Genomic DNA, 26,298 nt, shown 5'->3' with positions numbered 1-26,298 from the left:
GGTCGTGGTCATCATGGCTGATTTGCATGAAGCTCTCCGGGCGGCGGTTGACCTAGCGCAACATCCCGCTGCCGTGATGGCCTCGGTTGCCGCAATGCGCCGCATCGCCGCCGTGCTGATCGTCTCGGTGATCCAGCGCTCCAAGGAGATCGGGATCCTGCGTGCGATGGGCACCTCGCGCGGACAGATTTTGCGCGTGCTTCTGCTGCAGTGACACCGAGCTCACCCGCGGCCATACCATCCGCTTCATCTCTCAGTCTCATCTCCTGATCCTTGCCTTCACGGCCAAGGAGAACGTGATGATGCCGCTGCTGGTCGATCGCGGCTTCCCGGGCCCCGAGATCGAGGCGCAGGCGTCGACGCTGCTCGACCAGGTCGGGCTGGCGAAATTCGCCGACCATCTCGCGAGCAACATGTCAGGCGGCCAGCAGCAGCGCGTCGCGGTGGCGCGGGCGCTGGCGATGAACCCCGATCTGGTGCTGGCGGACGAGCCGACCGGCAACCTCGACACCAAGTCGGCCGAGGCGGTCTTTGGCCTGATGCGCGAGGTCAATCGGGAGGTTGGCACGAGCGTCCTGCTCGTCACCCACAACCTTGATCTGGCACGGCGCTGCGATCGCATCATCGAGGTTGTCGACGGCCGCATCCAGAGCTGAGAGCGCGCCGCTTCGATCGTAGATTCGCCGCCGTTCGGGTGCTCAATGGAACCGCCCGGGTCGATGCGCCGCCAGAAGCGTATGGCCGGGTCGCCCGATCCGCAGCCGGGGCGGCATGAAATTTTGGGGCTTATCAAAGGCTTGGTGGCGCTCTTGTGTGCTCCGAAGGCCCGTTCTCGCTTGCCTAGCCCGGCGGCTTCCTTTATCCGGTGGGTCGCCTCGCAAGCGAGCGGTCCCGGCCGCGATTTGGGCTGGGCGCATGGTTGGCCAGGCTGGCCCCTCATCGGAAGCGATTTCGTCCGAACCGATCGTGCTGTTTTGGATCTTGGCAGAGGAAAGAGCTGCGAATGGCTAACGTGGTCGTCGTCGGCGCCCAATGGGGTGACGAGGGGAAGGGCAAGATCGTCGACTGGCTGTCGGAGCAGGCCGACATCGTCGTGCGCTTCCAGGGCGGCCACAATGCCGGCCATACCCTCGTCATCAACGGCGCCACCTACAAGCTCGCTTTGCTGCCGTCGGGCGTGCTGCGCACGGGCAAGCTGTCGGTGATCGGCAATGGCGTCGTGTTCGATCCGCAGGCCTTCCTCGACGAGGTCGGCAAGCTCCAGTCGCAGGGCGTCGCCATCAGCCCGGACAATCTGCGCGTTGCCGAGAACGTCACGCTGATCCTGCCACTGCACCGCGAACTCGACGCGCTGCGCGAGTCCGCGAGCGCGGCGACCGCGATCGGCACCACCCGCCGCGGCATCGGCCCGGCCTATGAGGACAAGGTCGGCCGCCGCGCGATCCGCCTGATGGACCTCGCCGATCTCGATACGCTGCCGCACAAGATCGATCGGCTGCTCGCGCACCACAATGCGCTCCGCCGCGGCCTCGGCCTCGAGCCGATCGACGGCCAGCAGATCCTGCGCGAGCTGACGGCCTTTGCGCCGAAGCTGCTGCCCTATGCGGAGACGGTCTGGCGTCTGCTCGACATCAAGCGCCGCGAAGGCAAGCGGATGTTGTTCGAGGGCGCGCAGGGCGCGCTGCTCGACGTCGATCACGGCACCTATCCCTACGTGACCTCGTCCAACACGGTCGCGGCGCAGGCGGCCACGGGCGCGGGCCTCGGGCCGGGCGCGATCGGCTATGTGCTCGGCCTGTGCAAGGCCTACACGACCCGGGTCGGGCAGGGGCCGTTTCCCACCGAGCAGGACAACGAGACCGGCCGCAAGATCGGCGAGCGTGGCCGCGAATTCGGAACGAATACCGGCCGGCCGCGTCGTTGCGGCTGGTTCGATGCGGTCCTGGTCCGCCAGGCGGTGCGGACCTGCGGCATTAACGGTCTTGCGCTGACCAAGCTGGACATTCTCGATGGTTTCGACACCATCGATGTCTGTACCGGCTACAGGCTGGACGGCAAGGAGATCGATCATTTCCCGGCAGGTGAGGGCGCGCAGGCTCGGGTCGAACCGATCTACGAGACCATCGAAGGCTGGAAGCAGCCGACTGCAAACGCGCGCTCCTGGGCCGATCTGCCGGCACAGGCCATCAAATACGTCCGGCGGATCGAGGAACTGGTGGGTTGCCCGATCGCGCTGCTTTCCACCAGCCCCGAACGCGAGGATACTATTCTGGTCCAGAATCCCTTCGAGGCGTGACGGGACCCGACAGCTGAGCGCGCGAATTGAGTTGATATGGCCGACTACTACCCGCTGATAGCCCGTGCCATTGCCGGATTGGACCCCAACGCTCCCGGGGAAAGCCGGCGTGCGCTTTACGAGCGGGCGCGGGCGGCCTTGATCGCACAGTTGCGCAGCGTCCAGCCGCCGCTGAGCGAATCCGAGATCACGCGCGAGCGGCTGTCGCTCGAGGAAGCCGTGCGCAAGGTTGAGGCGGAAGCGGCCCAGCGCGCCCGCGAGGCACAGCGGGCGTCCAGCGGCGCGGCCCGCCCAGGTGATGCGCTCCGGCGGGCCGGTGCGCGCAATTCGGATGCTCCGGCCACCCCCGCGGCTCAGCCCGCTCCGACTCCAGACCAGGCCGCCACGACCGCCCCGCGGCCACGACCGGCGGCCCCGGCCGCTGCCCGGGCCGAGCGGCCGCCGCTCGGCGGCGAGACGGCCGAGCCGCGTCCGGCGCGCAATCCACGACCGGATGCGCCGCCGGCTGCCGCTGGCGCGCCAGCTGTGCCGCCGCGGCCCCAGCCGCCTCAAACGCCTCCACAGGATGGGGCGGCGCCTCCAGTGCGCGAACGTCCGGCGGCCGCCCGCCGCGGTGCTCAGGACAACGGCAATCCGGCAACGCCGCCCGCCATGCGCGGCTTCCGCGACATCACCGCCGATGTCGACGATCTCGGCAAGGCCACTGCCCAGGCCAACCGTGCGGCGCGCAAGACCTACGCCAACGTTCCGACCACCGATCTCGATCGGCTCGAGGGCGACGACGATGACCGGCCGCCACTGCCCGAGGCGCCATACTCCTATGACGAGTCGGTCCAGGAGGCCGAGCGCTACGCGCTGCCTGCCACCTCGACCCGCCAGCGCGGCGCCGCGCCGGATCGCGAGGGCAAGAAGAAGTCGGAGCGCAGCGGCTCGACCTTTCCGTTCAAGGCCGCCATCGCCGCAGGGATCGTGCTGATCCTGATCGGCGCCGGAATTCTGTGGGGCCGGCCGCTGGTCGGGATGGTCAATGGCCTGTTCAAATCTTCCTCGACGGTCGAGGCGCCCAAGGACACCGGCACGCCGCTGAGCAAGCCGAAGATCACCGACCGTGTCGGCCAGTCGCCGTCCTCGGACCAGATCGCGCCGGTCGCGCAACGCGTCGTGCTCTATGACGAGGATCCCGCCGATCCGAAGGGCAAGCAATACATCGGCTCGGTGGTCTGGCGCACCGAGCAGATCAAGGCGACGGGGACGCAGAAGGCCGACATCGCTGTGCGCGCCGACATCGAGATTCCCGATCGCAAGTTCAAGATGACGATGTCGTTCCGCCGCAACACCGACACGTCGCTGCCGGCGAGCCACACCGCGGAACTGACCTTCATCCTGCCGCAGGATTTCTCTGGCGGCGGCGTCGGCAACGTGCCGGGGATCCTGATGAAATCCAACGAGCAGGCGCGTGGGACGCCGCTGGCCGGCCTCGCAGTGAAGGTCACCGACGGCTTCTTCCTGGTCGGCCTGTCCAATGTCGACGCCGACCGGACCCGCAACGTGCAGCTCCTGAAGGAGCGCTCCTGGTTCGACGTTCCGCTGGTCTACAGCAATCAGCGCCGGGCCATCATCGCGATCGAGAAGGGCGCGCCGGGCGAGCGCGCCTTCAACGACGCCTTCGCGCTGTGGGGTGACTGAGCAGTCCACACGCGCCTCGCGCGTTGGGCGAATCGGCGAGGCAGGAGATTGGGCATGAAGCGATATCTCATCTTCGTTGCCGTGGGCCCGGCGCTGGGCGGTTTCGCGCTGCTTCTGGTCACGACCTACATGTCCGGCTATTGGACCAACACCAATCCCGGCGAAGTGGCCAAGCTGTTCAAGGTCTTCGTCACCTCGCTGCAATACAGCTACCTGTTCGGCTTCCTGCCGGCACTGATGATGTGCGCGATCGACGACATCCTGTTCCACGTCAGGCGCATCGGACCGACCATGCGGATGCTGCTGGTGGGCGGCATCGCCTTCCTGCTCGCCGGCTTCAACTACGCTTCGCACGGCTCCGAATACGGTGCCCTGCAATGGGTCCTTTACGGACTGGTCGGCTTCATTCCCGCGACGGTGTCGTCGTGGCTGGTGCACAAATTCGTCGACGAAACCCCGCCCGAAGCGCCGGCGGCTCAGCCCAGCGAGCACAGCGCGTGACGGCGTGACGCAACTTGCGCCCTGCTGCCGCGTTTCTATGTGATGGGTATGCAAGAGCAGATGACCCCCTCGCCCCGCCGCGCCTCCGGACGCGCCTCGCAGGCACGCTTCAACGCCAATGAGGCGCGTGGACCGATCATCGACCAGGACGGACGTGAGATCCCGCAGGGATCCTTCCAGTCCTCGTTCAATGGCGCCTTCGTCGGCCCGGGCGGCGTGCGCTTCGATTTCAGCACCTCCAATCCATTCGGCAATCTGACCCGTGAGCAGCGGATCGCGCGGCTGGAGGCGGTGGCGAAGCTGCTCGACGTCGCCTTCGTCCTGCCCGGCACCAACATCCGCTATGGCATCGACGGCATCATCGGCCTGATCCCCGTGGTCGGTGACCTCATCGCGACCGCGCTGTCGCTGTGGCTGGTGCGCGAGGCCCGTGCGCTGGGTGCGCCGTGGCACGTCATCACCCGGATGCTCGGCAATGTCGCGGTCGAGGGGGTGATCGGCATGGTGCCGGTGGCGGGCGACGCCTTCGACGTGCTGTTCCGCGCCAATATGCGCAACGCCAAGATCCTGCGGCGGTGGCTCGATACCCAGCCGCGTTGACGCGCCGCGAGACCGGGCCAAAAGCCGCACAAACCGACCCCTATAAAAAAACTGCCCCGCACAAGGCGGGGCAGGGTGTTGGAGAATGGTTTGGCAGCCGTCAGGCCGCATCGGCGTCCGGCGCCTTGTCGACCACCCGGCGCGGCAGCGGGAACGCCTCGCTCTCATACAGGGTGCGGATGCCGTTCTGGTCGAACCGGGCTTCCTCGACCTGCAGGTAGGCGCCATTCAGCGAATCCGCAGGCAACTCCTCCATGGCAAAGCGCACGGCTTCAGCCGCGGTGCCGAACCGCCGATAGGCAAACCCCGCCCGCTTCTTCTTGCGGATGGCGGCGGGAAACAGTTCGGCAGAGGTGTTGAAGTTGAACGGACGCAGTGGACGCATGGTCTGAGACCTCTTCTTGTCGGCTGGAAGCGCTGACGCGAGCTTTCAAAACATTCAGCTTGGCGATGACGCCAGCGATTGCGGGGGTGGAGGGCGGGATTTGCCGCTCCAGGCGGCCCGGCCCTGCATAGTCAGTTACGACCCCTAATATAGGCCGATTTGGCAGAAATGCGAATCCTGCACGCTCACATCGTAAATCCGGCCTGGTTCGGACCGCGCTGAAATGTCCTCTTTTTTCAATAGTTTAATCGATCTGCAACTTGTGAATGTAGGAGAGCCCGATCTGCACGGCTAAAATCTCACCCCTGGTGGCCGGTTTTGGCCGCCCACGCCTCGCCGGCCGCCAGCCCAGCGGCCCCATTACCGTCCGTAACGGAACCGGGCCGATGGTGACGTCAGCGCGGCTTCAACTTCAGGGCCGCGGAGTTGATGCAATAGCGCAGGCCGGTCGGCCCCGGACCGTCGGGAAAGACATGGCCGAGATGGCCCGAGCATTTCGAGCACAGCACCTCGGTGCGGACCATGCCGTGGGTATAGTCGGTTTCCTCGTCGATGTGGCTCTCCGTCGCCGGCTGGGTGAAGCTCGGCCAGCCGCAGCCGGAGTCGAATTTGGCGTCGGACTCGAACAGGGTCTGGCCGCAGCCGGCACACACATAGGTCCCGGCGCGATGCTCATGCTCGTATTCGCCCGAGAACGGGCGCTCGGTCGCCTTCTCGCGCAGCACGGCGTACTGCATCGGCGTCAGCTCCTTGCGCCATTCCGCCTCGCTCTTGATGACCTTGTCGTCGGTCTTGGTGTCGCTCATCTCTTTTCCTCTGGCGGACCTAGACTCGTCCGCCCCTGTCATTGCGCTGATCGGCCGCCGTCGCGGCCTCAAAGTCGTGGCGGCAGGTCGTCGCCTCAGTTCGTCGCTTTGGCCTCGCCGACCAGCGTCGGCTTCTCGATGTAGTTCTCCGCGAAGATCTTCTTCAGGTTCTCGATCTTCGGCAGGTCGTTATAGGCAATATAAGGCTGGCTCGGGTGCAGCGTCAGATAGTCCTGATGATAGGCCTCGGCCGGATAGAACGCCTCGAGCTTGCCGATCTTGGTGACGATCGGCTTGCCGAACACCTTGGCCTTGTCGATCTGGGCGACATAGGCCTCCGCGACCTTCCTCTGCGCCTCCGAGGTGGTGAAGATCGCCGAGCGATATTGCGGGCCTGAGTCCGGGCCCTGTCGGTTCAACTGGGTCGGATCGTGCACGACCGAAAAGAAGATCTGCAGGATCTTGCCGTAGGAGATCTTCTTCGGGTCGTACTTGATCTGGACCGATTCCGCATGGCCCGTCGTGCCGCTCGACACCGTGCGGTAGTCGGCCGTGGCCTTGGTACCGCCGGCATAGCCGGACACCGCGCTGATCACGCCCGCCGTGTGCTGGTAGACGCCCTGGACGCCCCAGAAGCAACCGCCGGCGACAACGGCGGTTTCCAGCCCGTCGGAGGCCGGCTGATCCTGGGCCGGCGGTGGGATCACGACGGCCACCTCGGCGGCGTGCAGCGGCTGCCAGGCCAGGATGCCGGCCGTCATGGCACCGAGCACGGCTGTCTTGACGAAAAGGGAGCGGGTGAGGCGCATCTTTGGATCCTCGTGAGGGGTGGCTTGTCTCGTCTCGCCAGCCGGAAACACTGGCCCGGTCCGGCCTCTGCTGCAAGATACGTCGGTGCCCGGCCGGCGTTACGGGGGACGCGACACGACTGCGTGAACGGCCGGGGTGGCGCGAGGCGTGCACAATTGCGCACTGGGCGCCGGGAACGACACTGTGAGTTGTGGCGGGAGCGTTCCAGACATGGCGATTTGTTCTCGCGGCTCGAATGGCCCGAGGGATACCGGTTCATTGGCCCTCCGGAAGCGGAGGGCGCAGGGAAGGCCGGACCTCGGCTGAGGCCCGTGGCCCGCCTGCTCAAAAAAATGCAGGCGGCAGGTACCACAGGTGCAGCCAGACAGATCCGGCCTTCCCCGCGCGATGGTGTTAACGCTTATACGTGCTCTCCTCGGGGACCGGCTGTCTTGCCCCCGTCGCCGGCGGATCATCACCACCAGCTTGGCCTCAGCGTCGGGAGGCCAGGACCACACGCTTTCGCCGTCCGCGCCATGTCGTTCGTCCGCAGGCGCTTCGCCCGCTGCAACATGTCGCGTCCATCGCATTTCGCTGCCAACGTCCGTGACGATCGCGATACGTCCCCTGCCGTGCAACGAAACGCGGGCATCATAAGCCTGATTTGGGCAAACCGCGAAACGATTTATGTTTTTCAGAAGACCTTGACAGCTTCTGTCGTCGTTGGCCGATTTGCCCGACGGGCCATCTAGTCCGCAAGCTCACGATGACATCACACTTCGTCGATCTTCGAACCATGATGTGGTTCAGGTCTCGTGGTCGTGATGCCCGCGCGGCGGAGACGCCGCGAATATTTCGTTCTCTCTGCGGTCAATACAGAGGCGGACGCGTCTCGATCGTCAGACCCCTGACCAGACATCGAGTGCGCGTTCTCCGCATCGTGAGAACCTGGAGAACAATCATGACATCCTGGAAATCAAAGGCGGCAGCGGTGCTGCTGTCGATGGCGACTGCCGCGCCGGCATCGGCGCAGGGCTGGTTCTACGGCGAGCAGGAGCCGGGGGCGTTTCAGGCGATGTATCCCGATCGCGACGTGCTCAACGGCGGCGCACTGACGCCGGCGGGACGAATGGGCCTGGTGCGCGCCTCCGGCGCGGCGCCCGCGTTTCCGCCGTCCGCTCATCTCCGCCCGTATGATCGGCTGCCGCAGCGGCGATGACGGGTCGCCTGGAAGGCGTCCTACGATCTGCTGCCCGGACAGCGGCTGCAGCGCTACGTCTGAGAGATGGGCGCGATCACGAACGGCCGTCACCTCGCGCGGTCGTGATTGGGATGCCGCTTTCGCCTGCCTACATCATCGCCTGCGCGAATTGGTGCGCAACAGGGAAGACCAATCATGATCGCATTCAGGAGCCTGGCGGCAGCTCTGCTGATGTCGCCACTGGCGGCCACCGCGGCGTCGGCCCAATTCTCCGAGCCGGCGGCCTATGCGGCCATGCATCCCGACCGCGATGTGCTCAATGGCGGCGCGCTGACGCCGGCGGCGCAGGCGGAGCTGGCTCGCCGTGGCCCGCCGGCCTTTCCGAATGCAAATGCAGCGATGCCGCCAGCCGATCCCGTGAGGGCGCATCGGCGTCATCGGCGCTGAGCGCGTCGCCTCAGCTCGCGTGCTCCTCGCGCTCGTGGATGACGCTGGCGCGGCCGACGATGAGATCGTCGACCTGCCCGATGCGCGAGGCGTCCTTGCCGGCATAGGGCAGGGAGTGCAGCACGCAGCGCATCGCGTTCAGCCGCGCGCGCTTCTTGTCGTCCGACTTGATCACGGTCCACGGGCAGTCGGCAGTGTCGGTGGAGAAGAACATCGCCTCCTTGGCGCGGGTGTAGTCATCCCATTTGTCGAGCGAGGCGGTGTCGATCGGCGACAGCTTCCACTGCTTGAGCGGATGCGCCTCGCGCTCCTTGAAGCGGCGGCGCTGCTCCTCGCGGCTGACCGAGAACCAGAACTTGATGAGATGCATGCCGCTGCGCACGAGATTGCGCTCGAACTCCGGCACCTGGCGCAGGAACTCGTCATATTCGGCCTGCGAGCAGAAGCCCATCACGCGCTCGACGCCGGCGCGGTTGTACCATGAGCGATCGAACAGCACGATCTCGCCCGCGGTCGGCAGGTGCTCGACATAGCGCTGAAAATACCATTGGCCGCGCTCGACGTCGCTCGGCTTGTCCAGCGCGACGACGCGGGCGCCGCGCGGATTGAGATGCTCCATGAAGCGCTTGATGGTGCCGCCCTTGCCGGCGGCATCGCGGCCCTCGAACAGCAGCACCAGGCGCTGCCGCGCATCCTTCATCCAGTTCTGCAGCTTGAGCAGCTCGGTCTGCAGGATGAATTTCTGTTCCTCATAGTCCTTGCGGTACATGCGGAATTTGTAGGGGTAGCCGCCCTGGCGCCAGTTGTCGGCGAGCTCGTCGGAGGTGTGACGCTTGTCGGGCTTGGCCTTGCCCTCGATCAGCGCCTTCATCAGCTTGGCATCGTCGGGCGCGGCACCATCCAGCATCGCCTTGACCGGCGCAGAGTTGGCGTCCAGGGCCGGCGGTCCGTTGAGCACGGTCTCGAACGCCGACAGCCCGGTGATCTGCGCGGCCTGCATCTGTTCGTCGACCAGCGACTGCGCGATCGGATCGAGCCTGGCGGCGGACTGCCGGCGCGCGACACGCGCGGTGGCGGCTGCGCGCTTCATGCGTTGGCCGTTGGAGGCCTTGCCCTTCGTGGTCCTGGACTTTGCCATGCGATCCCGTCGCCTGCTGCTGGATTAACAGAGATGTGAATCGATCTCTATCCGCCAAGGACCCTGCGTCAGGTTGACGTGGATCAACCGGCCGCAGGCGGGTACCAGCGAGGCGGGCGAAATCGCCTCGCGCGGTAAAGCCGGCGTTACACTACGATCGACAGCCGCTTCGCGGCCCGTGTGATTCCGGTGTAGAGCCAGCGGGCGCGGCTCTCGTGGAAGGCAAAGCTCTCGTCGAACAGCACCACGTCGTCCCATTGCGAGCCCTGCGACTTGTGCACGGTCAGCACGTAGCCGTAGTCGAACTCGTCGTAGGGCTTGCGCTGCTCCCACGGGATGTCCTCGATGCCGCCGCCGAAGCATTCGCCGCGCACCGAGACTTTCGTTACCTTGCGTCCGAGATCCTCGTCGGGCGCGACCCGCATCGTCACGATCTTGGATTTCGAGGTCGCGCGCGACTTCACCCGCCATAGCCCGCCATTGAACAGGCCCTTCTTGCGGTTGTTGCGCAGGCAGACCAGCTTGTCGCCGGCGACGGGGAGGGCGTCCTCGATGTCGAGGCGCTGCCGAAAGCGGTTGTTGTAGGCGCGGCGGGTGGCGTTGCGGCCGACCAGCACCTGGTCGGCCTCCATCACGCGCGACGGATCGAGCTCGCGGCGCTCCACCACCTCGCTCTCGCCGTAGCGGCCGATGTCGAGCGTGTTGCCTTCGCGCACGTCCATCGACATCCGCACGATCGGATCGTCCTTGGCCTGGCGATGCACCTCGGTGAGCATCACGTCGGGCTCGCTCTCGGTGAAGAAGCCGCCGCCCTTGACCGGCGGCAGCTGCGCGGGATCGCCGAGCACCAGCAACGGGCAGTCGAAGGACAGGAGATCACGGCCGAGATCGGCGTCGACCATCGAGCATTCGTCGATGATGATCAGCTTGGCCTTGGACGCCGGCGCGTCGTCCCACAATTCGAAGTTCGGCTGCTCCTCGCCGCTCTCCTGCGCGCGATAGATCAGCGAGTGGATGGTGGAGGCATTGTCGCAGCCCTTGCTGCGCATCACCAGCGCCGCCTTGCCGGTGAAGGCCGCGAACTTGACCTCGCCGTCGACGTCTTCGGCGATGTGGCGGGCCAGCGTGGTCTTGCCGGTTCCGGCATAGCCGAACAGCCGGAACACCTGCGGCGTGCCGTTCTTGCCCGGCTTGGCCTTCAGCCAGTCGCCGACGGCCTTGAGCGCGGAATCCTGATGCGGGGAGAAGGTGGTCATGGCTCACGAGGATGGAGCCGCGCGGCGACTCGGGGACATTCCGTGAACCTAAGGGCTGCGGGCGGGAGATCAAGCGCTGATGCGAGTGGGTCCACGCCTCCCCCGCTTGCGGGGGAGGTCGCATCGCATCGGAAGATGCGATGCGGGTGGGGGAACGCTCCGGCGGGACTGCCCGTGTGGCGCCCCCACCCCAGCCCTCCCCCGCAAGCGGGGGAGGGGGCGCAGCGTGCCTGCGGCGATCGCTCGTTCCCCTCCAGAAGAAGCCTACTGCCAGCCCGGGACGCCGCGCATGTCCGGCAGATGATGCGCGATGCCCTTGTGGCAGTCGATGCAGGTCTTCTCGCCGGTGAAGAGGAAGCGCTGGTGCGCTTCGACGGCGCGCGGCGACTGCTTGGTGATGTCCATCGACTGCGCGCTGTGGCAGTTGCGGCATTCGAGCGAATCATTGGCCTTGAAGCGCGCCCATTCGTGCAAGGCCAGCTCCAGCCTGCGGTCGGTGAACTTCTCGCGGGTGTTGATCGAGCCGAACAGATGGCCCCAGACCTCCTTGGAGGCCTGCATCTTGCGCGCGATCTTGTCGGTCCAGTTGTGCGGCACATGGCAGTCCGGGCAACTGGCGCGCACGCCGGAGCGGTTGGAGAAGTGGACGGTCGACTTCAGCTCTGAAAACACGTTGTCGCGCATCTCGTGACAGCCGGTGCAGAACTTCTCGGTGTTGGTGATCTCCAGCGCGGTGTTGAAGCCGCCCCAGAAGATGACGCCGGCGAGGAAGCCCGCCAGCACCAGCACGCCGAGCCCGAACACGGAGCTCGGCTTCAGCAGCACGTCGATGAGGTCGAGAATGAACTGCCAGGCGCGGCGGACAAGGCCGAGCCGCTTCTCGGGGACGGGCGCTTTGGCGCCCGCCGGGATGTCGGCGCTGCTCATCGCTTGCCACCCGGCCTGTCGTGCGCCAGCAGCGTGTCGATGTCGACGAAGTCGTTGCTGACCGGCGGATTGGCCGTGCTCTGCGGCACGTGGCATTGGGTGCAGAAGAAGCGGCGCGGTGACACCGAGGCCAGGAACTGGCCGTCGCGATCCATGAAGTGGGTGATCGACAGCATCGGCGCCTTCGACTCCGCGGTGCGCGCGCGGGCATGGCAGGACAGGCATTTGTTGCCCTGCATGTCGACCTGATAGCCGTCGATGGCATGCGGAATCACCGGCGGCTGCTCCGGATAGTTGCGCACCTCCTTCTCGGCGGTGTTCTTCATCGGCTGCATCGGCGGCGCCGAGCCCTCGTCGTTGAGCGGTGCGGGACCGCGCAGCGAGGACGAGACGCTCTGGGCGAGCAGGGCGCTCGATCCGGCCGCAACGCTGGCCGCGATCAGCATGACAGCAATTTTTCTCATCATGATCGTCACACCCGCTCGATGCGCACGGCGCATTTCTTGTAGTCGGTCTGCAGCGAGATCGGATCGGTGGCGTCGAGCGTCACCTTGTTGATCAGCTTCGACTCGTCGAACCACGGCACGAACACGAGCCCGCGCGGCGGCTTGTCGCGGCCGCGGGTCTCGACGCGGGCGCGGATAAAGCCGCGCCGCGAGGCGACCTTGACCTCGTCGCCGCGCCGCAGGTTGGCTTCCTGCGCATCGTCCGGATGCATGAAGCAGACGGCTTCGGGGAAGGCCTTGTAGAGCTCGGGCACGCGGCGCGTCATGGTGCCGGAATGCCAATGCTCGACCACGCGGCCCGTCGACAGCCAGAACGGGTAGTCCTTGTCGGGCGATTCCGCCGGCGGCTCGTAGGGCAAAGCGAAGATGCGAGCCTTGCCGTCGGGGAAGCCGTAGAACTGCACGCCGGTGCCAGCCTTGACGTAAGGATCGGAGCCCTCGCGGAAGCGCCAGCGCGTCTCCTTGCCGTCGACCACCGGCCAACGCAGGCCGCGCTCTTTGTGGTAGGCCTCGAACGGCGCCAGGTCATGGCCATGGCCGCGGCCGAAGGAGGCGTATTCCTCGAACAGGCCCTTGTGGACGTAGAAGCCGAACGCCTTGGATTCGTCGTTGGCATAGCCCGGCTCGATCTGGTCGAGCGGAAACTTGTCGACCTGGCCGTTCCTGTAGAGCACGTCGAACAGCGTCTTGCCGCGATATTCCGGCTTCTTAGCGATCAATTCCTCGGGCCAGACCTCCTCGATCTTGAAGCGCTTGGAGAACTCCATGAGCTGCCAGAGATCGGAGCGTGCCTCGCCGGGTGCCGACACGAGCTGGTGCCAGAACTGGGTGCGGCGCTCGGCATTGCCATAGGCGCCTTCCTTCTCCACCCACATCGCGGTCGGCAGGATCAGATCGGCGGCGAGCGCGGTCACCGACGGATAGGCGTCGGAGACGACGATGAAATTGTCCGGGTTGCGGAAGCCCGGATAGGTTTCCTCATTCGCGTTGGGGCCGGCCTGGAGGTTGTTGTTGACCTGTACCCAATAGGCGTTGAGCAGGCCGTCCTTCAGCATCCGGCTCTGCAGCACGGCGTGATAGCCCGGCTTGTCGGGGATCGTGCCTTCCGGCAACTGCCAGATGTGCTCGGCCTTGGTGCGATGCTCCTTGTTGGTGACCACCATGTCGGCGGGCAGGCGGTGCGAGAAGGTGCCGACCTCGCGCGCGGTGCCGCAGGCCGAGGGCTGGCCCGTCAGCGAGAACGGGCTGTTGCCGGGCTCGCTGATCTTTCCGGTCAGGAGGTGGATGTTGTAGACGAGGTTGTTGCACCAGACGCCGCGGGTGTGCTGGTTGAAGCCCATGGTCCAGAACGAAACCACTTTCGTCTTCGGATCGGCATAGAGCTCGGCCAGCGCCTCCAGCCGGTTCAGCGGCACGCCGGACATCTCGGCGGCCTTCTCCAGCGTGTAGTCGGAGACGAACTTGGCAAAATCGTCGAACGAGATGTCGGTGGCGTCATTGGCCTTGGTGCGGCCGGTCGCCTTCTTCTCCAGTGGATGCTCGGGCCGCAGGCCGTAGCCGATGTCGGTCTGGCCGCGCTTGAACACGGCGTGCGCCTGGACGAAGTCCTTGTTGACGCGGCCGGTCTTGATGATGTGGTTGGCGATCGCGTTGAGGAGGTAGAGATCGGTCTGCGGCTTGAACACCATGCCGATGTCGGCGAGGTCGAACGAGCGGTGCTCGAAGGTCGACAGCACGGCGACCTGGACATGCGGCGCCGACAGCCTGCGGTCGGTGACCCGGCTCCACAGAATCGGGTGCATTTCCGCCATGTTGGAGCCCCACAGCACGAACGCATCGGTGGCCTCGATGTCGTCATAGCAGCCGGCGGGCTCGTCGATGCCGAAGGTGCGCATCATGCCGGCGACGGCCGAGGCCATGCAGTGCCGCGCATTCGGATCGATGTTGTTGGAGCGGAAGCCGGCCTTGAACAGCTTCGAGGCCGCATAGCCCTCCCAGATCGTCCACTGTCCGGAGCCGAACATGCCGACGCCGGAAGGACCGCGCTTCTTCAGCGCCTCTTTGTACTTCGCGGCCATGACGTCGAACGCTTCGTCCCAGGAGACGGGCGTGAACTCGCCGTTCTTGTCGTATTTGCCATTGGTCTTGCGCAGCATCGGATGCGTCAGGCGATCATGGCCGTACATGATCTTCGACAGAAAGTAGCCCTTGACGCAGTTCAGGCCGCGATTGACCTCGGCCTTGATGTCGCCATGGGTGGCGACGACCCGGTTGTGCTTGGTCGCGACCATCACGCTGCAGCCGGTGCCGCAGAAGCGGCAGGCGGCCTTGTCCCATTTCAACTCGGAGGCTTCGCGCTCGGTGACGAGGTTTGCCGCGAGCGAGGCGCTCGGCATGCCGGCGGCGGCCGCGGCAATCGCGGCGGCCTCCAGCTTCAGCATCTGGCGGCGATCGATCTTCATGTCGGTCATTGGAGTCTCGTGTGATTAGCCGGCGTCGATGGCGTGGAAGACGAGGCAGGCGGAGTGCACGTGCGGCAGCAGCCCGATCCGGTTCATGGTGGCGCCGAGCGCGCCGGCATCGGGCGCATCGACGACCACGATCAGCTTGCCGCGCTCGTCGCGGCCGTGGATCTCGCAGCCGGACAGCGCGAGGATGTCGGCTTCGACGCGATCGAGCTGCTCGGGGCGGGTCTGCACGATGATGCTGGCGATCTCGCCCTTGGCCGGCGCGACGACGGGATCGGCGGTGAGGACACGGCCGGTGATCAGCGCGCGGCGGTCGAGGGAGGTGCGGTGGGAGAGCATGGGCGTGGTCGTTCCAATCAATGCGCAGCAGGCGGGCCGGGCGGCCCGACCATCATCTGGTAGACCCACACCGTGAGCCCGTAGGAGCCGACGGTGGCGATCGCGAGCGCGGGCATCAGCACGGCGGTGAGAAACAGGAAGGCAAAAATTTCCATGCGTCTGCGACGCGCATGCGCGTTCGCATCGCTGCCAACGAGCGACATGAGAGAATTCTCTGCTAGGGGAGGTTCAGGAGGGATTGCGGCATCCGGGCCGCGCCTAATCTTATGTTTAAGAAAGCTCCGGAAACCGGCGTTGACCTGGATCAAGCGGGCGGAACCTCGCGCACACCGGCGCACCGCCAGAGCGGAGTCGCGCCGGTCCCACCGAGATCTTGGTTGATGGGCCGTGAAGACGCGTGATCGCATCTTTGCTTGCGAGAAATTCTCGCTGCTTTGCGTGGGGCCCTCGATACGATCATCCCCTCTGGTCGTGAGCCGAGAGGACCGGCATCACTATTTTCCAGGGGTGCTCGACACGCGTTTCGCCCGCCACCATCATCCTGTGCATCGCATCAACGTAGATGCGCAAGGGTGATCGGAGAGGGCAATGAAGCGGCGTGATTTTCTGAAACTGTCGTTGGCATCGGCTGCGGTGATGGCCTCAGCGGCGCCGCTGCGCGCCGAGGACAAGCCGAAGGAGATCCGCATCGGCACCCAGAAGGGCGGCTTCTTCCCGGCGGTGAAGGCGCGCCGCACCATCGAGGATACGTTCAAGCCTGTCGGCATCGACATCGTCTGGGTCGACTTCCAGTTCGGCCCGCCGCTGCTGGAGGCCATCAATGTCGGCAGCGTCGACTTCGGCTATGTCGGCGACGCCCCGCCGATCTTCGCGCAGGCCGCCAGTGCCAAGATCCGCTACGCGGCGGCCGTCAAGCAGAACGGCAGCAGTCAGGCGATCATCGTGCCCAAGGACTCGCCGATCAAGTCGCTCGCCGATCTCAAGGGCAAGCGCGTCGCCTTCGGCAAGGGCTCGAGCGCGCACAATCTCCTGGTCGCCGCGCTGGAGAAGGGGGGCCTGTCCTGGACCGACATCACGCCGGCACCGCTCGCGCCCGCCGATGCCACCGCCGCCTTCGTCAAGGGCTCGGTCGACGCCTGGTCGATCTGGGATCCGTATCTCGCGCTCGCCGAGCTCAAGGAGAATGCGCGCGTGATCGCGTGGGACAAGGATGTGCACAAGCCGAACTCATTCTACATCGTCGGCTCCGACTTCGTCGAAAAGTATCCGGCCGTGGTGGCCAGGCTGAACGCGGCGTTCGCCGCCGAAGGCGTGTGGGCCAACGCGCATCATGAGGAGGTCGCCAAGGCGCAGGCCGAGGCCACCGGCGTCGATCTTGAGGCGGTCAAGCGCTTCGTCGACCGCTCGGTCTATAGCGTCGTGCCGATCGACGACGAGGTCATCAAGAGCCAGCAGGCCGTCGCCGACCGCTTCGCCCGGGTTGGGCTCATCCCGAAACAAGTCAACGTCGCCGACATCGTCTGGAAGTGGACGCCGTCCACCTGACGCTCGCCTGCGACACGATCCGAAAGAGAACGACATGAGCAATGCTTCGAAGCCCAATGTGCTGTGGTTCCTGCCGACCCATGGCGACGGCCGCTATCTCGGCACCTCGCAAGGCGGCCGCGAGGTCAACTTCAACTATCTGCGCCAGGTCGCGCAGGCCGCCGACCAGCTCGGCTATTTCGGCGTGCTGATCCCGACGGGGCGCAGCTGCGAGGATTCCTGGATCGTGGCGTCGGCCGTGGCGCCTTTCACCGAGAAGCTGCGCTATCTCGTGGCGGTGCGTCCGGGTCTGCAATCGCCGGCTGTGGCCGCGCGCATGACCGCGACGCTCGACCGTGTCACCAACGGACGCCTGCTGGTCAACGTCGTCACCGGCGGCGATCCGGTCGAGAACAAGGGCGACGGCATCTTCCTGTCGCATGAGGAGCGCTACGAGGTCACCCGCGAGTTTCTCACCGTCTACAACGCGCTGCTCGAAGGCGAAGCCGTCAACTTCGCCGGCAAGCACATCAAGGTGGAGGATGGCCGGCTGCTGTTCCCACCGGTGCAGTCGCCACGCCCGCCGCTGTTCTTCGGTGGCTCGTCGGATGCCGGCATCGACGTCGCCGTCGATACGGTCGAGAAGTATCTTACTTGGGGCGAGCCGCCGGCAGATGTCGCGGCGAAGATCGCCAAGGTGAGAGCCGTCGCCGACAGCCGTGGCCGCAGGCTGTCGTTCGGCATCCGCCTGCACGTGATCGTGCGCGAGACCAACGCGGAGGCGTGGGCGGCCGCCGACGACCTCATCAAGCACGTCACCGACGACACCATCGCCTCGGCACAGAAGATTTTTGCGCGGATGGATTCGGTCGGCCAGCAGCGGATGTCGCAGCTCCACGGCGGCCGCCGCGACAAGCTCGAGATCAGCCCCAATTTGTGGGCCGGCGTCGGCCTCGTCCGCGGCGGCGCCGGGACCGCGCTGGTCGGCGATCCCGACACGGTGGCGGCGCGCATCCGCGAGTACCAGGAGCTTGGCATCGACACCTTCATCCTGTCCGGCTACCCGCACCTCGAAGAAGCCTACCGCTTCGCCGAGCTGGTGTTTCCCAAGCTTGGGCTGAACGTGTCGGAGCAGGCCGGCAACGTGACCAAGCTGCGCACCAACACCGGCCCGTTCGGCGAGACCATCGCCAACGAGCATCGTCCCCTGCAGCGGGCGTCGCAATCATGAGCCTGATCGAAAGCCTTCCCAAGGTTCGCAAGCTCAGGGTGCCCAAGGCGGATGGATTTCTGCCCTGGCTGGTTCCGCTCGCGATCATTCTGATCTGGCAGGCGGCCTCGGTCGCCGGCCTGGTGTCGCCGCGGGTGCTGCCGGCGCCGAGCGACGTCGCGCGCGCCGGGTGGAAGCTGCTGTGGTCGGGTGAGCTCGGCCGTAACATCTGGGTCAGCTTCTGGCGCGCCTCGATCGGCTTTTTGATCGGTGGCGGCATCGGCTTCGCCTTCGGGCTCGCCAATGGCCTGTCGCAGCTGTCGGCGAAGCTGACGGACACCACGCTGCAGATGGTGCGCAACGTGCCACATCTGGCGCTGATCCCGCTGGTCATCCTGTGGTTCGGCATCGACGAGAGCGCAAAACTGTTCCTGGTGGCCCTCGGCGTGTTCTTCCCCGTCTACCTCAACACGCTGCACGGGATTCGCACCGTCGATCCGCAACTCATTGAAATGGGCCGCGTCTACGGCATGACCGACAGCGAGCTGTTTCGCCGCGTGATCTTCCCCGGCGCGTTGCCGTCGATCTTCGTCGGTCTGCGCTTCGCGCTCGGCATCATGTGGCTCACCTTGATTGTCGCCGAGACGATCGCGGCCTCTTCGGGCCTCGGCTACATGGCGATGCAGGCGCGCGAGTTCATGCAGATCGACGTCGTCGTGCTCTCCATCCTGATCTACGCCCTGCTGGGCAAGGTCGCCGACAGCGCTTCGCGGGTGCTGGAACGGATGACGCTGTCCTGGCATCCGGCCTTCAGCAAACATTGAGGTTCGTAAATGCAGCAAGCGCTCCGAATTCCCGTGTCCGGCGCCGAGGCGATCGACGGCGCTGACGTGATCGGGCGGGCTGAGGCCTTCCGCCGCGCGAGGAAGCCAGGCGTGACCCCGGCCAAACCCGAGACGCGCGGCTTGCCGCTGGTGATCCGCGACCTTCGCAAGGCGTTCGGCGACAACGAGGTGCTGCGCGGCATCGATCTCGAGATTCCGGCCGGTCAGTTCGTCGCGATCGTCGGTCAGAGTGGCTGCGGCAAGAGCACGCTGCTCCGCCTGATCGCAGGTCTGGACAAGCCGACGTCGGGCAGCATCAGCTTCGGTGAAGCCGCGGCGCGGCCCGAGGACGTCCGCGTCATGTTCCAGGAACCGCGGCTGCTGCCGTGGGCGCGGGTGCTCGGCAATGTCGAGGTCGGCCTCGGCCGCGAGCGCAAGGCCGCCGGCGCGCATGAGCGCGCGCGGCAGGCGCTGGAGGAAGTGGGTCTCGCCGACAAGCGCGACCAATGGCCGGCGGTGCTGTCCGGCGGCCAGAAGCAGCGCGTCGCGCTGGCGCGCGCGCTCGTCAGCGGTCCGCGCCTGCTGGCGTTCGACGAGCCGCTCGGCGCCCTCGATGCGTTGACGCGGATCGCGATGCAGCGGCTGCTGGAGCGGGTCTGGGCCGATCAAACCTTCACCGCAATCCTGGTCACCCATGACGTGGCGGAAGCCGTGGCCCTGGCCGACCGGGTTCTGGTCATCGAGAATGGCCGGATCGCCGAGGACATCAGGGTCGATCTGCCGCGCCCGCGCCAGCGCGGCTCTGCGGAGCTTGCGGCGCTGGAAGGCTCGATCCTGAGCCAGTTGCTCGGACCGGGCACGACGGGTTAGGAGATAATATCGCAATGAACTCCATCGTCCGCCTCATGCCCGACGTCACCGCGCTTCAGCCCGATTTCCGCTCCGCGATGCGCCAACTGGTCGGGGGCGTGAGCGTGATCACCGTGGGGCGGGGCGATGAGGTCACCGGCATGACGGTGAGTTCGCTGTCATCGCTCTCGATCGAGCCGGCGTCCGTGATCGTGAGCCTCAATCGGAACGCCTCGTCCTGGCCGATCCTGCAGCGGGAGCGTGTTTTCGGCGCCAATCTGCTCGCCGCGGACCAGATCGGCGTGGCCGAGCGGTTCTCGGGTAAAGGCGGCCTCAGAGGCGCCGAGCGGTTCGCCGGCGCCGAGTGGCGCAAGCACGTGACCGGCGTGCCGCTCCTGGTCGGGGCGCTCGCCGCGCTGGACTGCGAGGTCGAGGAGATCATCGAGCGGCATTCCCATGGCATCGTGATCGGCCGCGTGGTGCATGTCGAGGTGGCGCCGCAAGCGGCAGCCCTGGCGTATTGGCATGGCGGCTATGTGCACGTCGACCGCGACGCGGACATCGCCCGACTTGCCCCCCTCGGCGGGGCCGATCCGCAGGACGTGCCGTAGGGGGTGAGCGGCGGTTGGTCGCAGGGTGGCGTCCCGAAGCTGAACGCCGTAAAAGCACCGCGGCCTTGAGGCGGTGTTTGCGGCGGAGCTGATGAAACGGATCGGAACCTGGGCGCTCTACGTGATCGGCACCGTCGCGATCCTGTATCTCGCGCTCTATGCCTATGCCGTGCTGACGCAACGCGAGTTCACGCCCGGCGATCCCATTCACATCTTCCGCAATCCCGAGGCGCCGAACTATTCGTGAGGTGGTGCCCGGCGACGACGCGCCGGCGTGTTCTCGCGAACCCACGGATCCGGGGACTGCTGACAGTCCTGTAGCTGCATCCAATCGTCGGTCAGAAACTGCACGCGGCAGCGGCGCCACACTTTGATGCGCCCGCCATCCGGCGACGTCTCGGCATCGGACAACGAGAGGGTGGGCGGCCGCCAGCGATAGCTGCGTTCATTGTCCCAGCCGTCGCAGCCCTCCCTGCCACAGGCGATCGTTCGCGAGATCAGCTTGCCCTTGCCTGCGAAGCACCAGCTCCGGGCGCCCCATTCCTGACCCGACGACGGATTGACGAGCGGTGCGTGCGACGTCTGCTCCCAGCAGCCGGACAGCACGCCGCGCGTTGCGGCATCAGCCGGCGAAACGGCAAGCGGCGCGCCGAGGGCCAGCGCGCCGCCGAGAACGATCCGGATGGGCAGATTATACGGCGCTCGGCATGCGCGGCGTGTCGCCGGAGCCTGGCGGCGGGATCGGCACGCCGCCGTCGGCATATTCGTTGAGCTTGTTGCGCAACGTGCGGATCGAGATGCCCAAGATATTGGCCGCATGTGTCCGGTTGCCCAGGCAGTGCTTCAGGGTCTCCAGGATCAGGTCACGTTCGACATCGGCGACCGTGCGGCCGACCAAAGCGCGTGTGACCTGTTCCGCGGCCATCGTAGCATGCGCGACGGCAGGCTGGGTCTTGCCGATGTCGAGACGGGTGCCGTCCGGCGTGAGGATGGCATCCGGCCCGATCTCGTCGCCCTGCGCCATCAGCACCGCGCGATGCATCGTGTTCTCCAGCTCGCGCACATTCCCCGGCCAGCGATTGGTGGTGAGGATGCGCTTGGCTTCCGCCGAGATCGGCCGCAGCGGCACGGCATTGGCCTCGGAGTATTTGCGCGCGAAATGCTGCGCCAGCTCGAGAATGTCGGCGGGGCGTTCGCGCAGCGGCGGGATCTTCAGGTTGACGACGTTGAGGCGGAACAGCAGGTCCTCGCGGAACGTGCCCTCGCGAACGGCGTCGGCAAGGTTGCGGTTGGAGGTCGCGATGATGCGGATATCGACCGGCACCGGGCGGGTGCCGCCGACGCGGTCGATCACGCGCTCCTGGATGGCGCGCAGCAGCTTGGACTGCAGCCGCACGTCCATTTCCGAGATTTCGTCGAGCAGCAGCGTACCGCCATTGGCCTCCTCGAACTTGCCGATGCGGCGGGCGACCGCGCCGGTGAAGGCGCCCTTCTCGTGGCCGAACAGCTCGGATTCCAGCAGATGCTCGGGGATCGCGGCGCAGTTGATCGAGATGAAGGGACGCTTGGCGCGGGCCGAGCGGGTGTGGACGTAGCGCGCCAGCACCTCTTTGCCGGTGCCGGACTCGCCGGTGATCATCACCGAGGCGTCGGAGCCGGCGATCTGCTGGGCGAGCTTGATCACCTTGGCCATCGCCTCGTCGCGATAGACGAGGTCGCGCGAATCGTTGGCGACGGCGGCGAGCACCGCCGCGATCAGCTCGGGATCCGGCGGCAGCGGAATGTATTCCTTGGCGCCGGCATGGATGGCGGCGACCGCGGCGCGTGCATCGCTGGTGATGCCGCAGGCGACGATCGGCACGTGGATGTGCTCGGCGTCGAGCCGCATCACCAGGTCGCGGATGTCGAGCGCGACGTCGACCAGCAGCAGGTCGGCGCCCTTGCCGCCGCGCAGCACCCGCATCGCCTGCTCGTTGTCCTCGGCATGGGTGACGGTGGCGCCGTTCTCCATGGCGATCTTGGTGGCCGTCGTCAACTGGCCCTTCAGCGTTCCGACGATGAGAAGCCGCATGTTGGTCTCCTATTCGGTCGCGCCGCTCTCGATCGGCACGCAGGTCATGCCTGTCAGTTGCGGTCGGACTTGATGATTTCGGTCATCGTCACGCCGAGCTTGTCTTCGACCAGAACCACCTCGCCGCGTGCCACGAGCCGGTTGTTGACGTAGATGTCGATCGCCTCGCCGACCTTGCGGTCGAGCTCGAGCACAGTGCCGGGCCCGAGCTTCAGGAGCTCGCCGACGTCCATCTTCGAGCGGCCGAGCACGGCCGAGACCTGAACCGGGACGTCGAACACCGCCTCGAGGTCGGCCGCGATGCGCGCGGCATGCTCTTCTTCGTTGTAGCCGACGTCCCCGCCCAACGGAGGCGCGTCCGCGGAATTGAGGTCGGGAAGCGGGATCTCGTTGTCGCTCATGACTTAAACTCCTTCGGCCGCCACAGCGGCCTAGTTCTTCCTGGACGCCATGTAGCGTCCGACCAGCTCGTTGATCTTGGCGTCGATCGCAGCGCGCTCCAGCACCACGCCGCCATCGGCCCACTCGATGCGGCAGTCGCCGGTCGCGATCTCCGGCTCGGCGAGGATCACGAGGCGTCCCTCGAAGCCGCTCTGCTTGGCGAGCTTCTCGATCTTCTCGCGGGCGAGCTCGTATAGCGTCTCGTTGATGCGCAGCACGAGGTGCGGCGTGGCCACCAGATGCGCGAAGCAGTCGTGCACGAGTCCGACGATCTCGCCGAGCGGCTCCGCCTCGATCAGCGCCGCGCACAGCTTGCGGGCGACGGCCACCGCCACATCGACGGCCTCGGTTTCCATCCGCTGCTCGATGCCTTCGAAGCGGGCGGAGATGCCCTGCAATTGGATGTTGATCTGCTCCAGCGCCGACGCGACGCGGCGGTCGGCTTCGACCTTGGCTTCGCGCTGCGCCGCCTCGTAGCCGTTGCGGTAGGCGGCGGCTTCGGCGGCCGCGACCTTCTGTGCGATCTCGGCGGACGTGGCCGCACGCTCCCGCGTCGTCTTCTCCGGCGCGGCGAAGTCGGTATCGAACAGGAATTTCGCGGGCTGAGCCATCAATACACCAGTTCGTCGTCGGCGCGGTTCTTGCTGAGCATGATCTCGCCCTTGGCGGCGAGATCCTTGGCGAGATTGACGAGCAGGGCCTGCGCCTCGTCGACGTCGCGCAGCCGCACCGGTCCCATGGCGGCCATGTCGTCCTGCAGCATCTTGGCGGCGCGCGACGACATGTTGCCGAAGAAGAAGTTGCGCACCTCCTCGTTGGCGCTCTTGAGCGCCACGCCGAGCTTGTCCTTGTCGACATTGCGCAGCAGCGTCTGCGCCGAGGCGGAATCGAGCTTGATCAGGTCGTCGAAGGTGAACATCAGCGCCTTGATGCGCTCGGCTGACTCCCGGTTATCTTCCTCCAGCGAGGTGATGAAGCGGGTCTCGGTCTGGCGGTCGAAATTGTTGAAGATCTCGGCCATGACCTCATGGGCGTCGCGGCGGCGGGTCTGCGACAGGTTCGACATGAATTCGGTGCGCAAGGTTTGCTCCACCCGCTCGATGACCTCCTTCTGCACCGCTTCCATGCGGAGCATGCGGCCGATCACGTCGAGTGCCATGTCCTCGGGCAGGATCGCGAGCACGCGCGCGGCATGCTCCGGCTTCAGCTTGGACAGCACGACCGCGATGGTCTGCGGATATTCGTTCTTGAGGTAGTTGGCGAGCACCTCTTCCTGGACGTTGGAGAGCTTCTCCCACATGTTGCGGCCGGCGGGGCCGCGGATCTCGTCCATGATGCCGTTGACGCGCTCCGGCGGCAGATATTGCTGCAGCAGCCGCTCGGTGGCGTCGAAATTGCCCATCAGCGCGCCGGAAGCAGACATGCGCGAGACGAATTCGAGCATCAGGTCCTCGACGACGTCGGCTTCGATTGTTCCCAGCGTCGACATCGCGAGCGACAGTTCACGCACCTCGTCGTCATCGAGCTGCTGCCAGATCTTGCCGCCATACTGCTCGCCGAGCGCGAGCATCATCACGGCAGCGCGCCGCGGGCCGCTCAAGGGCTCGGTCTTCGGGCGCTGCGCCTGGCGGCTCGCCAGCGTCGCGATCACCGTGGAAATGTCGTTGTTGTTGGCGTTGGCGTTCTGGGTCTGCGGCAGCGACATGGCGTCTACGTTCTTTTCAGTTCAGGCGGTTCACGTCGGTGGGATCAGTTCTGCTGCGGCTCGGCGAGCCACTGGCGGATGATGGCGGCGGCTTCGCCCGGGTTGCGGTCGGCCAGCTCGCCCACCCGGTGGACGGACTGGGCGTGGACCTGGCCCTGGACCTGGGCGACGTCGATCAGACTGGCGGTCTGCTGGGCGTGAGCGGCTGCCTGGACGGTTTCGTCGGTGAGCGCCGGCAGGCCGCCGCCCAGGGCGGCGACCTCTTCGGTGGCAATGATCTTCTTCACCAGCGGCCGCACCACCATGAACACGACGACAATGCCGAGCAGCATCATCACCGCGAGCTCGATGACGTACATGACGTCATCCTTGGTGAAGTGGAGCATGCCGAGGAAGCCGGTGGGCTCGTTGATCTGCGGCACCGTGGGAGCGTCGGCGAATTTCAGGTTGACCACCTCGACCTGGTCGCCACGCTTCTGGTCGAAGCCGATTGCGGAGCGGACCAGCGCGGCGATGCGGTCGAGCTCGTCCTTGCTGCGCTCCTGATAGACCAGCTCGCCCTTTTCGTTCTTGGAGTAGGCGCCGTCGACCAGCACCGCGACCGAGATGCGGTTGACCCGTCCGGCCTCGGTGACCTCCGTCTTGGTGGTCCGGGAGATCTCGTAATTGTTGGTCTCTTCGGTCTTCTTGCTCTGGTCCCGCGGCTGCTGCGGCGGCTGGTTCTGCTGGTTGCCCGGCAGCTCGTTGTTGACCGTGACCTGGCCGTTGTTCTCGTTGGTCGCCGACTGCTCTTCGCGGGTCTGGCTCGAGCGCAGCACGCGGCCTTCCGGATCGTAGCGGTCGGAGGTCTGGGTGATGCGGTTGAAGTCGAAGTCGGCGGAGAGCTGGACGCGGGCGCGGCCCGCACCGACGACCGAGGAGACGATGTCCTCGACCTGCTTGCGCATCCGCTTCTCGAAGGCGTTGCGGCGCTCGTCGCCGACCTGCTGGTCGATGTCGGTCTGGGTGCCGTCGGCGAGCAGCTGTCCGGCCTCGTCGACGATCGACACCCGCTGCGGCTTCAGGCCGTTGACGGCGGAAGCGACGAGGTGGCGGATGGCGCGGATCTGCGCCGGCTCGAGGGTGCCGCGCACGCGCACGACGATCGAGGCGGACGGCTCCGGGGTCTCGCGCGAGAACAGCGGCCGCTCCGGCAGGACGAGATGGACGCGTGCCGCCTGGACGCGGTCGATGGCGCGGATGGTGCGGGCGAGCTCGCCCTCGAGCGCGCGGAGATGGTTGATGTTCTGGACGAAGCTCGTGGTGCCCAGCGCGTCCGACTTGTCGAAGATCTCGTAGCCGACGCCACCGCCCTTGGGCAGGCCGCCCTCGGCGAGCTTCATGCGCAGCCGGGTGACCTTGTCCTTCGGCACCAGGATCACGCTGCCTTCATTGCGGATCTCGAAGGCGATGCCCTGCCGCTCCAGATCCTTGATGATGCTGGAGGAGTCTTCCATGGTCAGGTCGGTGAAGAGGGTGGTCATCTGCGGCGCCGTCACGCGCATGATGACGAAACCGAAGAAGCCGATCAGAGCAGCGGTGACTGCGATCATGGCGGTGAGCCGCGCGGCGCCCAAACCCTTCAGAAAGTCCAAGAGACCTTGCAAGCAACTGCCCCATAGTTCGGCATTTCGACGGGTGGCTGCTGAAAGGTGATTTGAGCTTCGCGGGCCTTTACG

General features: G+C 66.1%; 28 protein-coding genes and 2 pseudogenes. 14 read left to right on the top strand and 16 right to left on the bottom strand.

Going from position 1 to position 26,298, the window contains the following annotated elements; genetic code table 11:
- Positions 1-103: 103 nt before the first annotated feature.
- The 6 genes and pseudogenes from QW868_RS16565 to QW868_RS16540 form a co-directional block, all read left to right on the top strand.
- Positions 104-211: pseudogene (locus tag QW868_RS16565) on the top strand (FtsX-like permease family protein); the annotation flags it as partial.
- A pseudogene (locus QW868_RS16560) lies at positions 210-656 on the top strand (ABC transporter ATP-binding protein); the annotation flags it as partial. The pseudogenes QW868_RS16565 and QW868_RS16560, both read left to right, overlap by 2 nt.
- Before the next feature lie 347 nt (positions 657-1,003).
- The gene (locus QW868_RS16555) at positions 1,004-2,296 is read left to right on the top strand and encodes an adenylosuccinate synthase (RefSeq protein WP_315733910.1); all 1,293 of its coding nucleotides are present in this window, start codon (positions 1,004-1,006) and stop codon (positions 2,294-2,296) included.
- 36 nt (positions 2,297-2,332) lie between these two features.
- Positions 2,333-3,982, top strand: a complete 1,650-nt coding sequence (locus tag QW868_RS16550; RefSeq protein ID WP_316230969.1) for a hypothetical protein — start codon at positions 2,333-2,335, stop codon at positions 3,980-3,982.
- Between the two features lie 54 nt (positions 3,983-4,036).
- Complete coding sequence (locus QW868_RS16545) at positions 4,037-4,483, top strand: DUF5413 family protein (protein ID WP_315798168.1); 447 nt, start codon at positions 4,037-4,039, stop codon at positions 4,481-4,483.
- A 48-nt stretch (positions 4,484-4,531) separates the two neighbouring features.
- On the top strand, positions 4,532-5,083 hold the full coding sequence (locus QW868_RS16540) for a DUF4112 domain-containing protein (protein WP_409997726.1): 552 nt from the start codon (positions 4,532-4,534) through the stop codon (positions 5,081-5,083).
- 100 nt (positions 5,084-5,183) lie between these two features.
- Here the strand turns inward: QW868_RS16540 and QW868_RS16535 are convergent, their stop codons facing one another.
- The 3 genes from QW868_RS16535 to msrA form a co-directional block, all read right to left on the bottom strand.
- The gene (locus tag QW868_RS16535; protein WP_315733902.1) at positions 5,184-5,468 is read right to left on the bottom strand and encodes a hypothetical protein; all 285 of its coding nucleotides are present in this window, start codon (positions 5,466-5,468) and stop codon (positions 5,184-5,186) included.
- 395 nt (positions 5,469-5,863) lie between these two features.
- Positions 5,864-6,274 carry a peptide-methionine (R)-S-oxide reductase MsrB gene (gene msrB / locus QW868_RS16530; protein ID WP_315784164.1) on the bottom strand — a complete coding sequence of 137 codons (411 nt, stop codon included), beginning with the start codon at positions 6,272-6,274 and terminating at the stop codon, positions 5,864-5,866.
- A gap of 95 nt (positions 6,275-6,369) precedes the next feature.
- Positions 6,370-7,083, bottom strand: coding sequence for a peptide-methionine (S)-S-oxide reductase MsrA (gene msrA, locus QW868_RS16525; protein ID WP_316230968.1), 714 nt, complete (start codon positions 7,081-7,083; stop codon positions 6,370-6,372).
- Between the two features lie 941 nt (positions 7,084-8,024).
- Between msrA and QW868_RS16520 the strand changes: the two genes are divergently transcribed.
- Complete coding sequence (locus QW868_RS16520; RefSeq protein WP_315733898.1) at positions 8,025-8,282, top strand: hypothetical protein; 258 nt, start codon at positions 8,025-8,027, stop codon at positions 8,280-8,282.
- A 177-nt stretch (positions 8,283-8,459) separates the two neighbouring features.
- Complete coding sequence (locus tag QW868_RS16515; protein WP_315733896.1) at positions 8,460-8,711, top strand: hypothetical protein; 252 nt, start codon at positions 8,460-8,462, stop codon at positions 8,709-8,711.
- A gap of 10 nt (positions 8,712-8,721) precedes the next feature.
- Here the strand turns inward: QW868_RS16515 and ppk2 are convergent, their stop codons facing one another.
- The 7 genes from ppk2 to napE all read right to left on the bottom strand — a co-directional run bounded on the left by ppk2 (position 8,722) and on the right by napE (position 15,548).
- A complete protein-coding gene (gene ppk2 / locus QW868_RS16510) occupies positions 8,722-9,849 on the bottom strand; it encodes a polyphosphate kinase 2 (RefSeq protein ID WP_315733894.1) in 1,128 nt (375 codons plus the stop codon).
- A 146-nt stretch (positions 9,850-9,995) separates the two neighbouring features.
- Complete coding sequence (locus QW868_RS16505; RefSeq protein WP_316230967.1) at positions 9,996-11,105, bottom strand: ATP-dependent RecD-like DNA helicase; 1,110 nt, start codon at positions 11,103-11,105, stop codon at positions 9,996-9,998.
- A 264-nt stretch (positions 11,106-11,369) separates the two neighbouring features.
- Positions 11,370-12,032, bottom strand: coding sequence for a NapC/NirT family cytochrome c (locus tag QW868_RS16500; RefSeq protein ID WP_315813117.1), 663 nt, complete (start codon positions 12,030-12,032; stop codon positions 11,370-11,372).
- Entirely contained in the window at positions 12,029-12,499 is a 471-nt protein-coding gene (locus QW868_RS16495; RefSeq protein ID WP_316230966.1) for a nitrate reductase cytochrome c-type subunit, read from the bottom strand. The genes QW868_RS16500 and QW868_RS16495 overlap by 4 nt, the downstream gene beginning before the upstream one ends.
- Before the next feature lie 5 nt (positions 12,500-12,504).
- Entirely contained in the window at positions 12,505-15,009 is a 2,505-nt protein-coding gene (napA, locus tag QW868_RS16490; protein ID WP_316230965.1) for a nitrate reductase catalytic subunit NapA, read from the bottom strand.
- Positions 15,010-15,024: 15 nt separating this feature from the next.
- Positions 15,025-15,345, bottom strand: a complete 321-nt coding sequence (locus QW868_RS16485) for a chaperone NapD (RefSeq protein ID WP_315733883.1) — start codon at positions 15,343-15,345, stop codon at positions 15,025-15,027.
- Between the two features lie 17 nt (positions 15,346-15,362).
- Positions 15,363-15,548, bottom strand: coding sequence for a periplasmic nitrate reductase, NapE protein (gene napE / locus QW868_RS16480; protein WP_316230964.1), 186 nt, complete (start codon positions 15,546-15,548; stop codon positions 15,363-15,365).
- A gap of 385 nt (positions 15,549-15,933) precedes the next feature.
- Here napE and QW868_RS16475 point away from each other — a divergent pair, with 385 nt between their 5' ends.
- The 6 genes from QW868_RS16475 to QW868_RS16450 all read left to right on the top strand — a co-directional run bounded on the left by QW868_RS16475 (position 15,934) and on the right by QW868_RS16450 (position 20,610).
- Entirely contained in the window at positions 15,934-16,890 is a 957-nt protein-coding gene (locus tag QW868_RS16475) for an aliphatic sulfonate ABC transporter substrate-binding protein (protein WP_316230963.1), read from the top strand.
- A gap of 34 nt (positions 16,891-16,924) precedes the next feature.
- Positions 16,925-18,100 (top strand): FMNH2-dependent alkanesulfonate monooxygenase, encoded by a 1,176-nt coding sequence (gene ssuD / locus QW868_RS16470; RefSeq protein ID WP_316230962.1) that lies wholly within the window; start codon positions 16,925-16,927, stop codon positions 18,098-18,100.
- Positions 18,097-18,903 carry an ABC transporter permease subunit gene (locus QW868_RS16465; protein WP_316230961.1) on the top strand — a complete coding sequence of 269 codons (807 nt, stop codon included), beginning with the start codon at positions 18,097-18,099 and terminating at the stop codon, positions 18,901-18,903. The genes ssuD and QW868_RS16465 overlap by 4 nt, the downstream gene beginning before the upstream one ends.
- A 9-nt stretch (positions 18,904-18,912) precedes the next feature.
- Positions 18,913-19,773 (top strand): ATP-binding cassette domain-containing protein, encoded by an 861-nt coding sequence (locus QW868_RS16460; protein WP_316230960.1) that lies wholly within the window; start codon positions 18,913-18,915, stop codon positions 19,771-19,773.
- A gap of 14 nt (positions 19,774-19,787) precedes the next feature.
- Complete coding sequence (locus QW868_RS16455; protein ID WP_315757306.1) at positions 19,788-20,363, top strand: flavin reductase family protein; 576 nt, start codon at positions 19,788-19,790, stop codon at positions 20,361-20,363.
- Between the two features lie 91 nt (positions 20,364-20,454).
- The gene (locus tag QW868_RS16450; protein ID WP_315733870.1) at positions 20,455-20,610 is read left to right on the top strand and encodes a hypothetical protein; all 156 of its coding nucleotides are present in this window, start codon (positions 20,455-20,457) and stop codon (positions 20,608-20,610) included.
- Here QW868_RS16450 and QW868_RS16445 read toward each other — a convergent pair.
- The 6 genes from QW868_RS16445 to fliF are packed head-to-tail and all read right to left on the bottom strand — an operon-like array spanning position 20,601 to position 26,226.
- Positions 20,601-21,125 (bottom strand): hypothetical protein, encoded by a 525-nt coding sequence (locus tag QW868_RS16445; RefSeq protein ID WP_315733868.1) that lies wholly within the window; start codon positions 21,123-21,125, stop codon positions 20,601-20,603. The two genes, QW868_RS16450 and QW868_RS16445, sit on opposite strands and share 10 nt — an antisense overlap.
- A complete protein-coding gene (locus QW868_RS16440; protein ID WP_315778076.1) occupies positions 21,055-22,434 on the bottom strand; it encodes a sigma-54 dependent transcriptional regulator in 1,380 nt (459 codons plus the stop codon). The genes QW868_RS16445 and QW868_RS16440 overlap by 71 nt, the downstream gene beginning before the upstream one ends.
- A gap of 53 nt (positions 22,435-22,487) precedes the next feature.
- Complete coding sequence (gene fliN, locus QW868_RS16435; RefSeq protein ID WP_315733864.1) at positions 22,488-22,835, bottom strand: flagellar motor switch protein FliN; 348 nt, start codon at positions 22,833-22,835, stop codon at positions 22,488-22,490.
- Between the two features lie 30 nt (positions 22,836-22,865).
- On the bottom strand, positions 22,866-23,486 hold the full coding sequence (locus QW868_RS16430) for a FliH/SctL family protein (protein WP_315733862.1): 621 nt from the start codon (positions 23,484-23,486) through the stop codon (positions 22,866-22,868).
- Positions 23,486-24,580, bottom strand: coding sequence for a flagellar motor switch protein FliG (gene fliG, locus QW868_RS16425; protein ID WP_315733860.1), 1,095 nt, complete (start codon positions 24,578-24,580; stop codon positions 23,486-23,488). Before fliG ends, QW868_RS16430 begins: the two co-directional genes overlap by 1 nt.
- A 44-nt stretch (positions 24,581-24,624) precedes the next feature.
- Positions 24,625-26,226 (bottom strand): flagellar basal-body MS-ring/collar protein FliF, encoded by a 1,602-nt coding sequence (gene fliF / locus QW868_RS16420; protein WP_316230959.1) that lies wholly within the window; start codon positions 26,224-26,226, stop codon positions 24,625-24,627.
- Positions 26,227-26,298 lie beyond the last annotated feature (72 nt).

This window comes from Bradyrhizobium sp. SZCCHNR1051 (assembly GCF_032489615.1).
In the GTDB taxonomy this organism is placed as follows: Bacteria; Pseudomonadota; Alphaproteobacteria; order Rhizobiales; family Xanthobacteraceae; genus Bradyrhizobium.
This window is presented reverse-complemented; position numbering and strand designations above follow the sequence as displayed.

Excerpts from the sequence above, each read along its gene's own strand:
- QW868_RS16555 (WP_315733910.1), top strand. The coding sequence starts at position 1,004 with ATGGCTAACGTGGTCGTCGTCGGCGCCCAATGGGGTGACGAGGGGAAG.
- QW868_RS16550 (WP_316230969.1), top strand. The coding sequence starts at position 2,333 with ATGGCCGACTACTACCCGCTGATAGCCCGTGCCATTGCCGGATTGGAC.
- QW868_RS16545 (WP_315798168.1), top strand. The coding sequence starts at position 4,037 with ATGAAGCGATATCTCATCTTCGTTGCCGTGGGCCCGGCGCTGGGCGGT.
- QW868_RS16540 (WP_409997726.1), top strand. The coding sequence starts at position 4,532 with ATGCAAGAGCAGATGACCCCCTCGCCCCGCCGCGCCTCCGGACGCGCC.
- QW868_RS16535 (WP_315733902.1), bottom strand. The coding sequence starts at position 5,468 with ATGCGTCCACTGCGTCCGTTCAACTTCAACACCTCTGCCGAACTGTTT.
- msrB (WP_315784164.1), bottom strand. The coding sequence starts at position 6,274 with ATGAGCGACACCAAGACCGACGACAAGGTCATCAAGAGCGAGGCGGAA.
- msrA (WP_316230968.1), bottom strand. The coding sequence starts at position 7,083 with ATGCGCCTCACCCGCTCCCTTTTCGTCAAGACAGCCGTGCTCGGTGCC.
- QW868_RS16520 (WP_315733898.1), top strand. The coding sequence starts at position 8,025 with ATGACATCCTGGAAATCAAAGGCGGCAGCGGTGCTGCTGTCGATGGCG.
- QW868_RS16515 (WP_315733896.1), top strand. The coding sequence starts at position 8,460 with ATGATCGCATTCAGGAGCCTGGCGGCAGCTCTGCTGATGTCGCCACTG.
- ppk2 (WP_315733894.1), bottom strand. The coding sequence starts at position 9,849 with ATGGCAAAGTCCAGGACCACGAAGGGCAAGGCCTCCAACGGCCAACGC.
- QW868_RS16505 (WP_316230967.1), bottom strand. The coding sequence starts at position 11,105 with ATGACCACCTTCTCCCCGCATCAGGATTCCGCGCTCAAGGCCGTCGGC.
- QW868_RS16500 (WP_315813117.1), bottom strand. The coding sequence starts at position 12,032 with ATGAGCAGCGCCGACATCCCGGCGGGCGCCAAAGCGCCCGTCCCCGAG.
- QW868_RS16495 (WP_316230966.1), bottom strand. The coding sequence starts at position 12,499 with ATGATGAGAAAAATTGCTGTCATGCTGATCGCGGCCAGCGTTGCGGCC.
- napA (WP_316230965.1), bottom strand. The coding sequence starts at position 15,009 with ATGACCGACATGAAGATCGATCGCCGCCAGATGCTGAAGCTGGAGGCC.
- QW868_RS16485 (WP_315733883.1), bottom strand. The coding sequence starts at position 15,345 with ATGCTCTCCCACCGCACCTCCCTCGACCGCCGCGCGCTGATCACCGGC.
- napE (WP_316230964.1), bottom strand. The coding sequence starts at position 15,548 with ATGTCGCTCGTTGGCAGCGATGCGAACGCGCATGCGCGTCGCAGACGC.
- QW868_RS16475 (WP_316230963.1), top strand. The coding sequence starts at position 15,934 with ATGAAGCGGCGTGATTTTCTGAAACTGTCGTTGGCATCGGCTGCGGTG.
- ssuD (WP_316230962.1), top strand. The coding sequence starts at position 16,925 with ATGAGCAATGCTTCGAAGCCCAATGTGCTGTGGTTCCTGCCGACCCAT.
- QW868_RS16465 (WP_316230961.1), top strand. The coding sequence starts at position 18,097 with ATGAGCCTGATCGAAAGCCTTCCCAAGGTTCGCAAGCTCAGGGTGCCC.
- QW868_RS16460 (WP_316230960.1), top strand. The coding sequence starts at position 18,913 with ATGCAGCAAGCGCTCCGAATTCCCGTGTCCGGCGCCGAGGCGATCGAC.
- QW868_RS16455 (WP_315757306.1), top strand. The coding sequence starts at position 19,788 with ATGAACTCCATCGTCCGCCTCATGCCCGACGTCACCGCGCTTCAGCCC.
- QW868_RS16450 (WP_315733870.1), top strand. The coding sequence starts at position 20,455 with ATGAAACGGATCGGAACCTGGGCGCTCTACGTGATCGGCACCGTCGCG.
- QW868_RS16445 (WP_315733868.1), bottom strand. The coding sequence starts at position 21,125 with ATGCCGACGGCGGCGTGCCGATCCCGCCGCCAGGCTCCGGCGACACGC.
- QW868_RS16440 (WP_315778076.1), bottom strand. The coding sequence starts at position 22,434 with ATGCGGCTTCTCATCGTCGGAACGCTGAAGGGCCAGTTGACGACGGCC.
- fliN (WP_315733864.1), bottom strand. The coding sequence starts at position 22,835 with ATGAGCGACAACGAGATCCCGCTTCCCGACCTCAATTCCGCGGACGCG.
- QW868_RS16430 (WP_315733862.1), bottom strand. The coding sequence starts at position 23,486 with ATGGCTCAGCCCGCGAAATTCCTGTTCGATACCGACTTCGCCGCGCCG.
- fliG (WP_315733860.1), bottom strand. The coding sequence starts at position 24,580 with ATGTCGCTGCCGCAGACCCAGAACGCCAACGCCAACAACAACGACATT.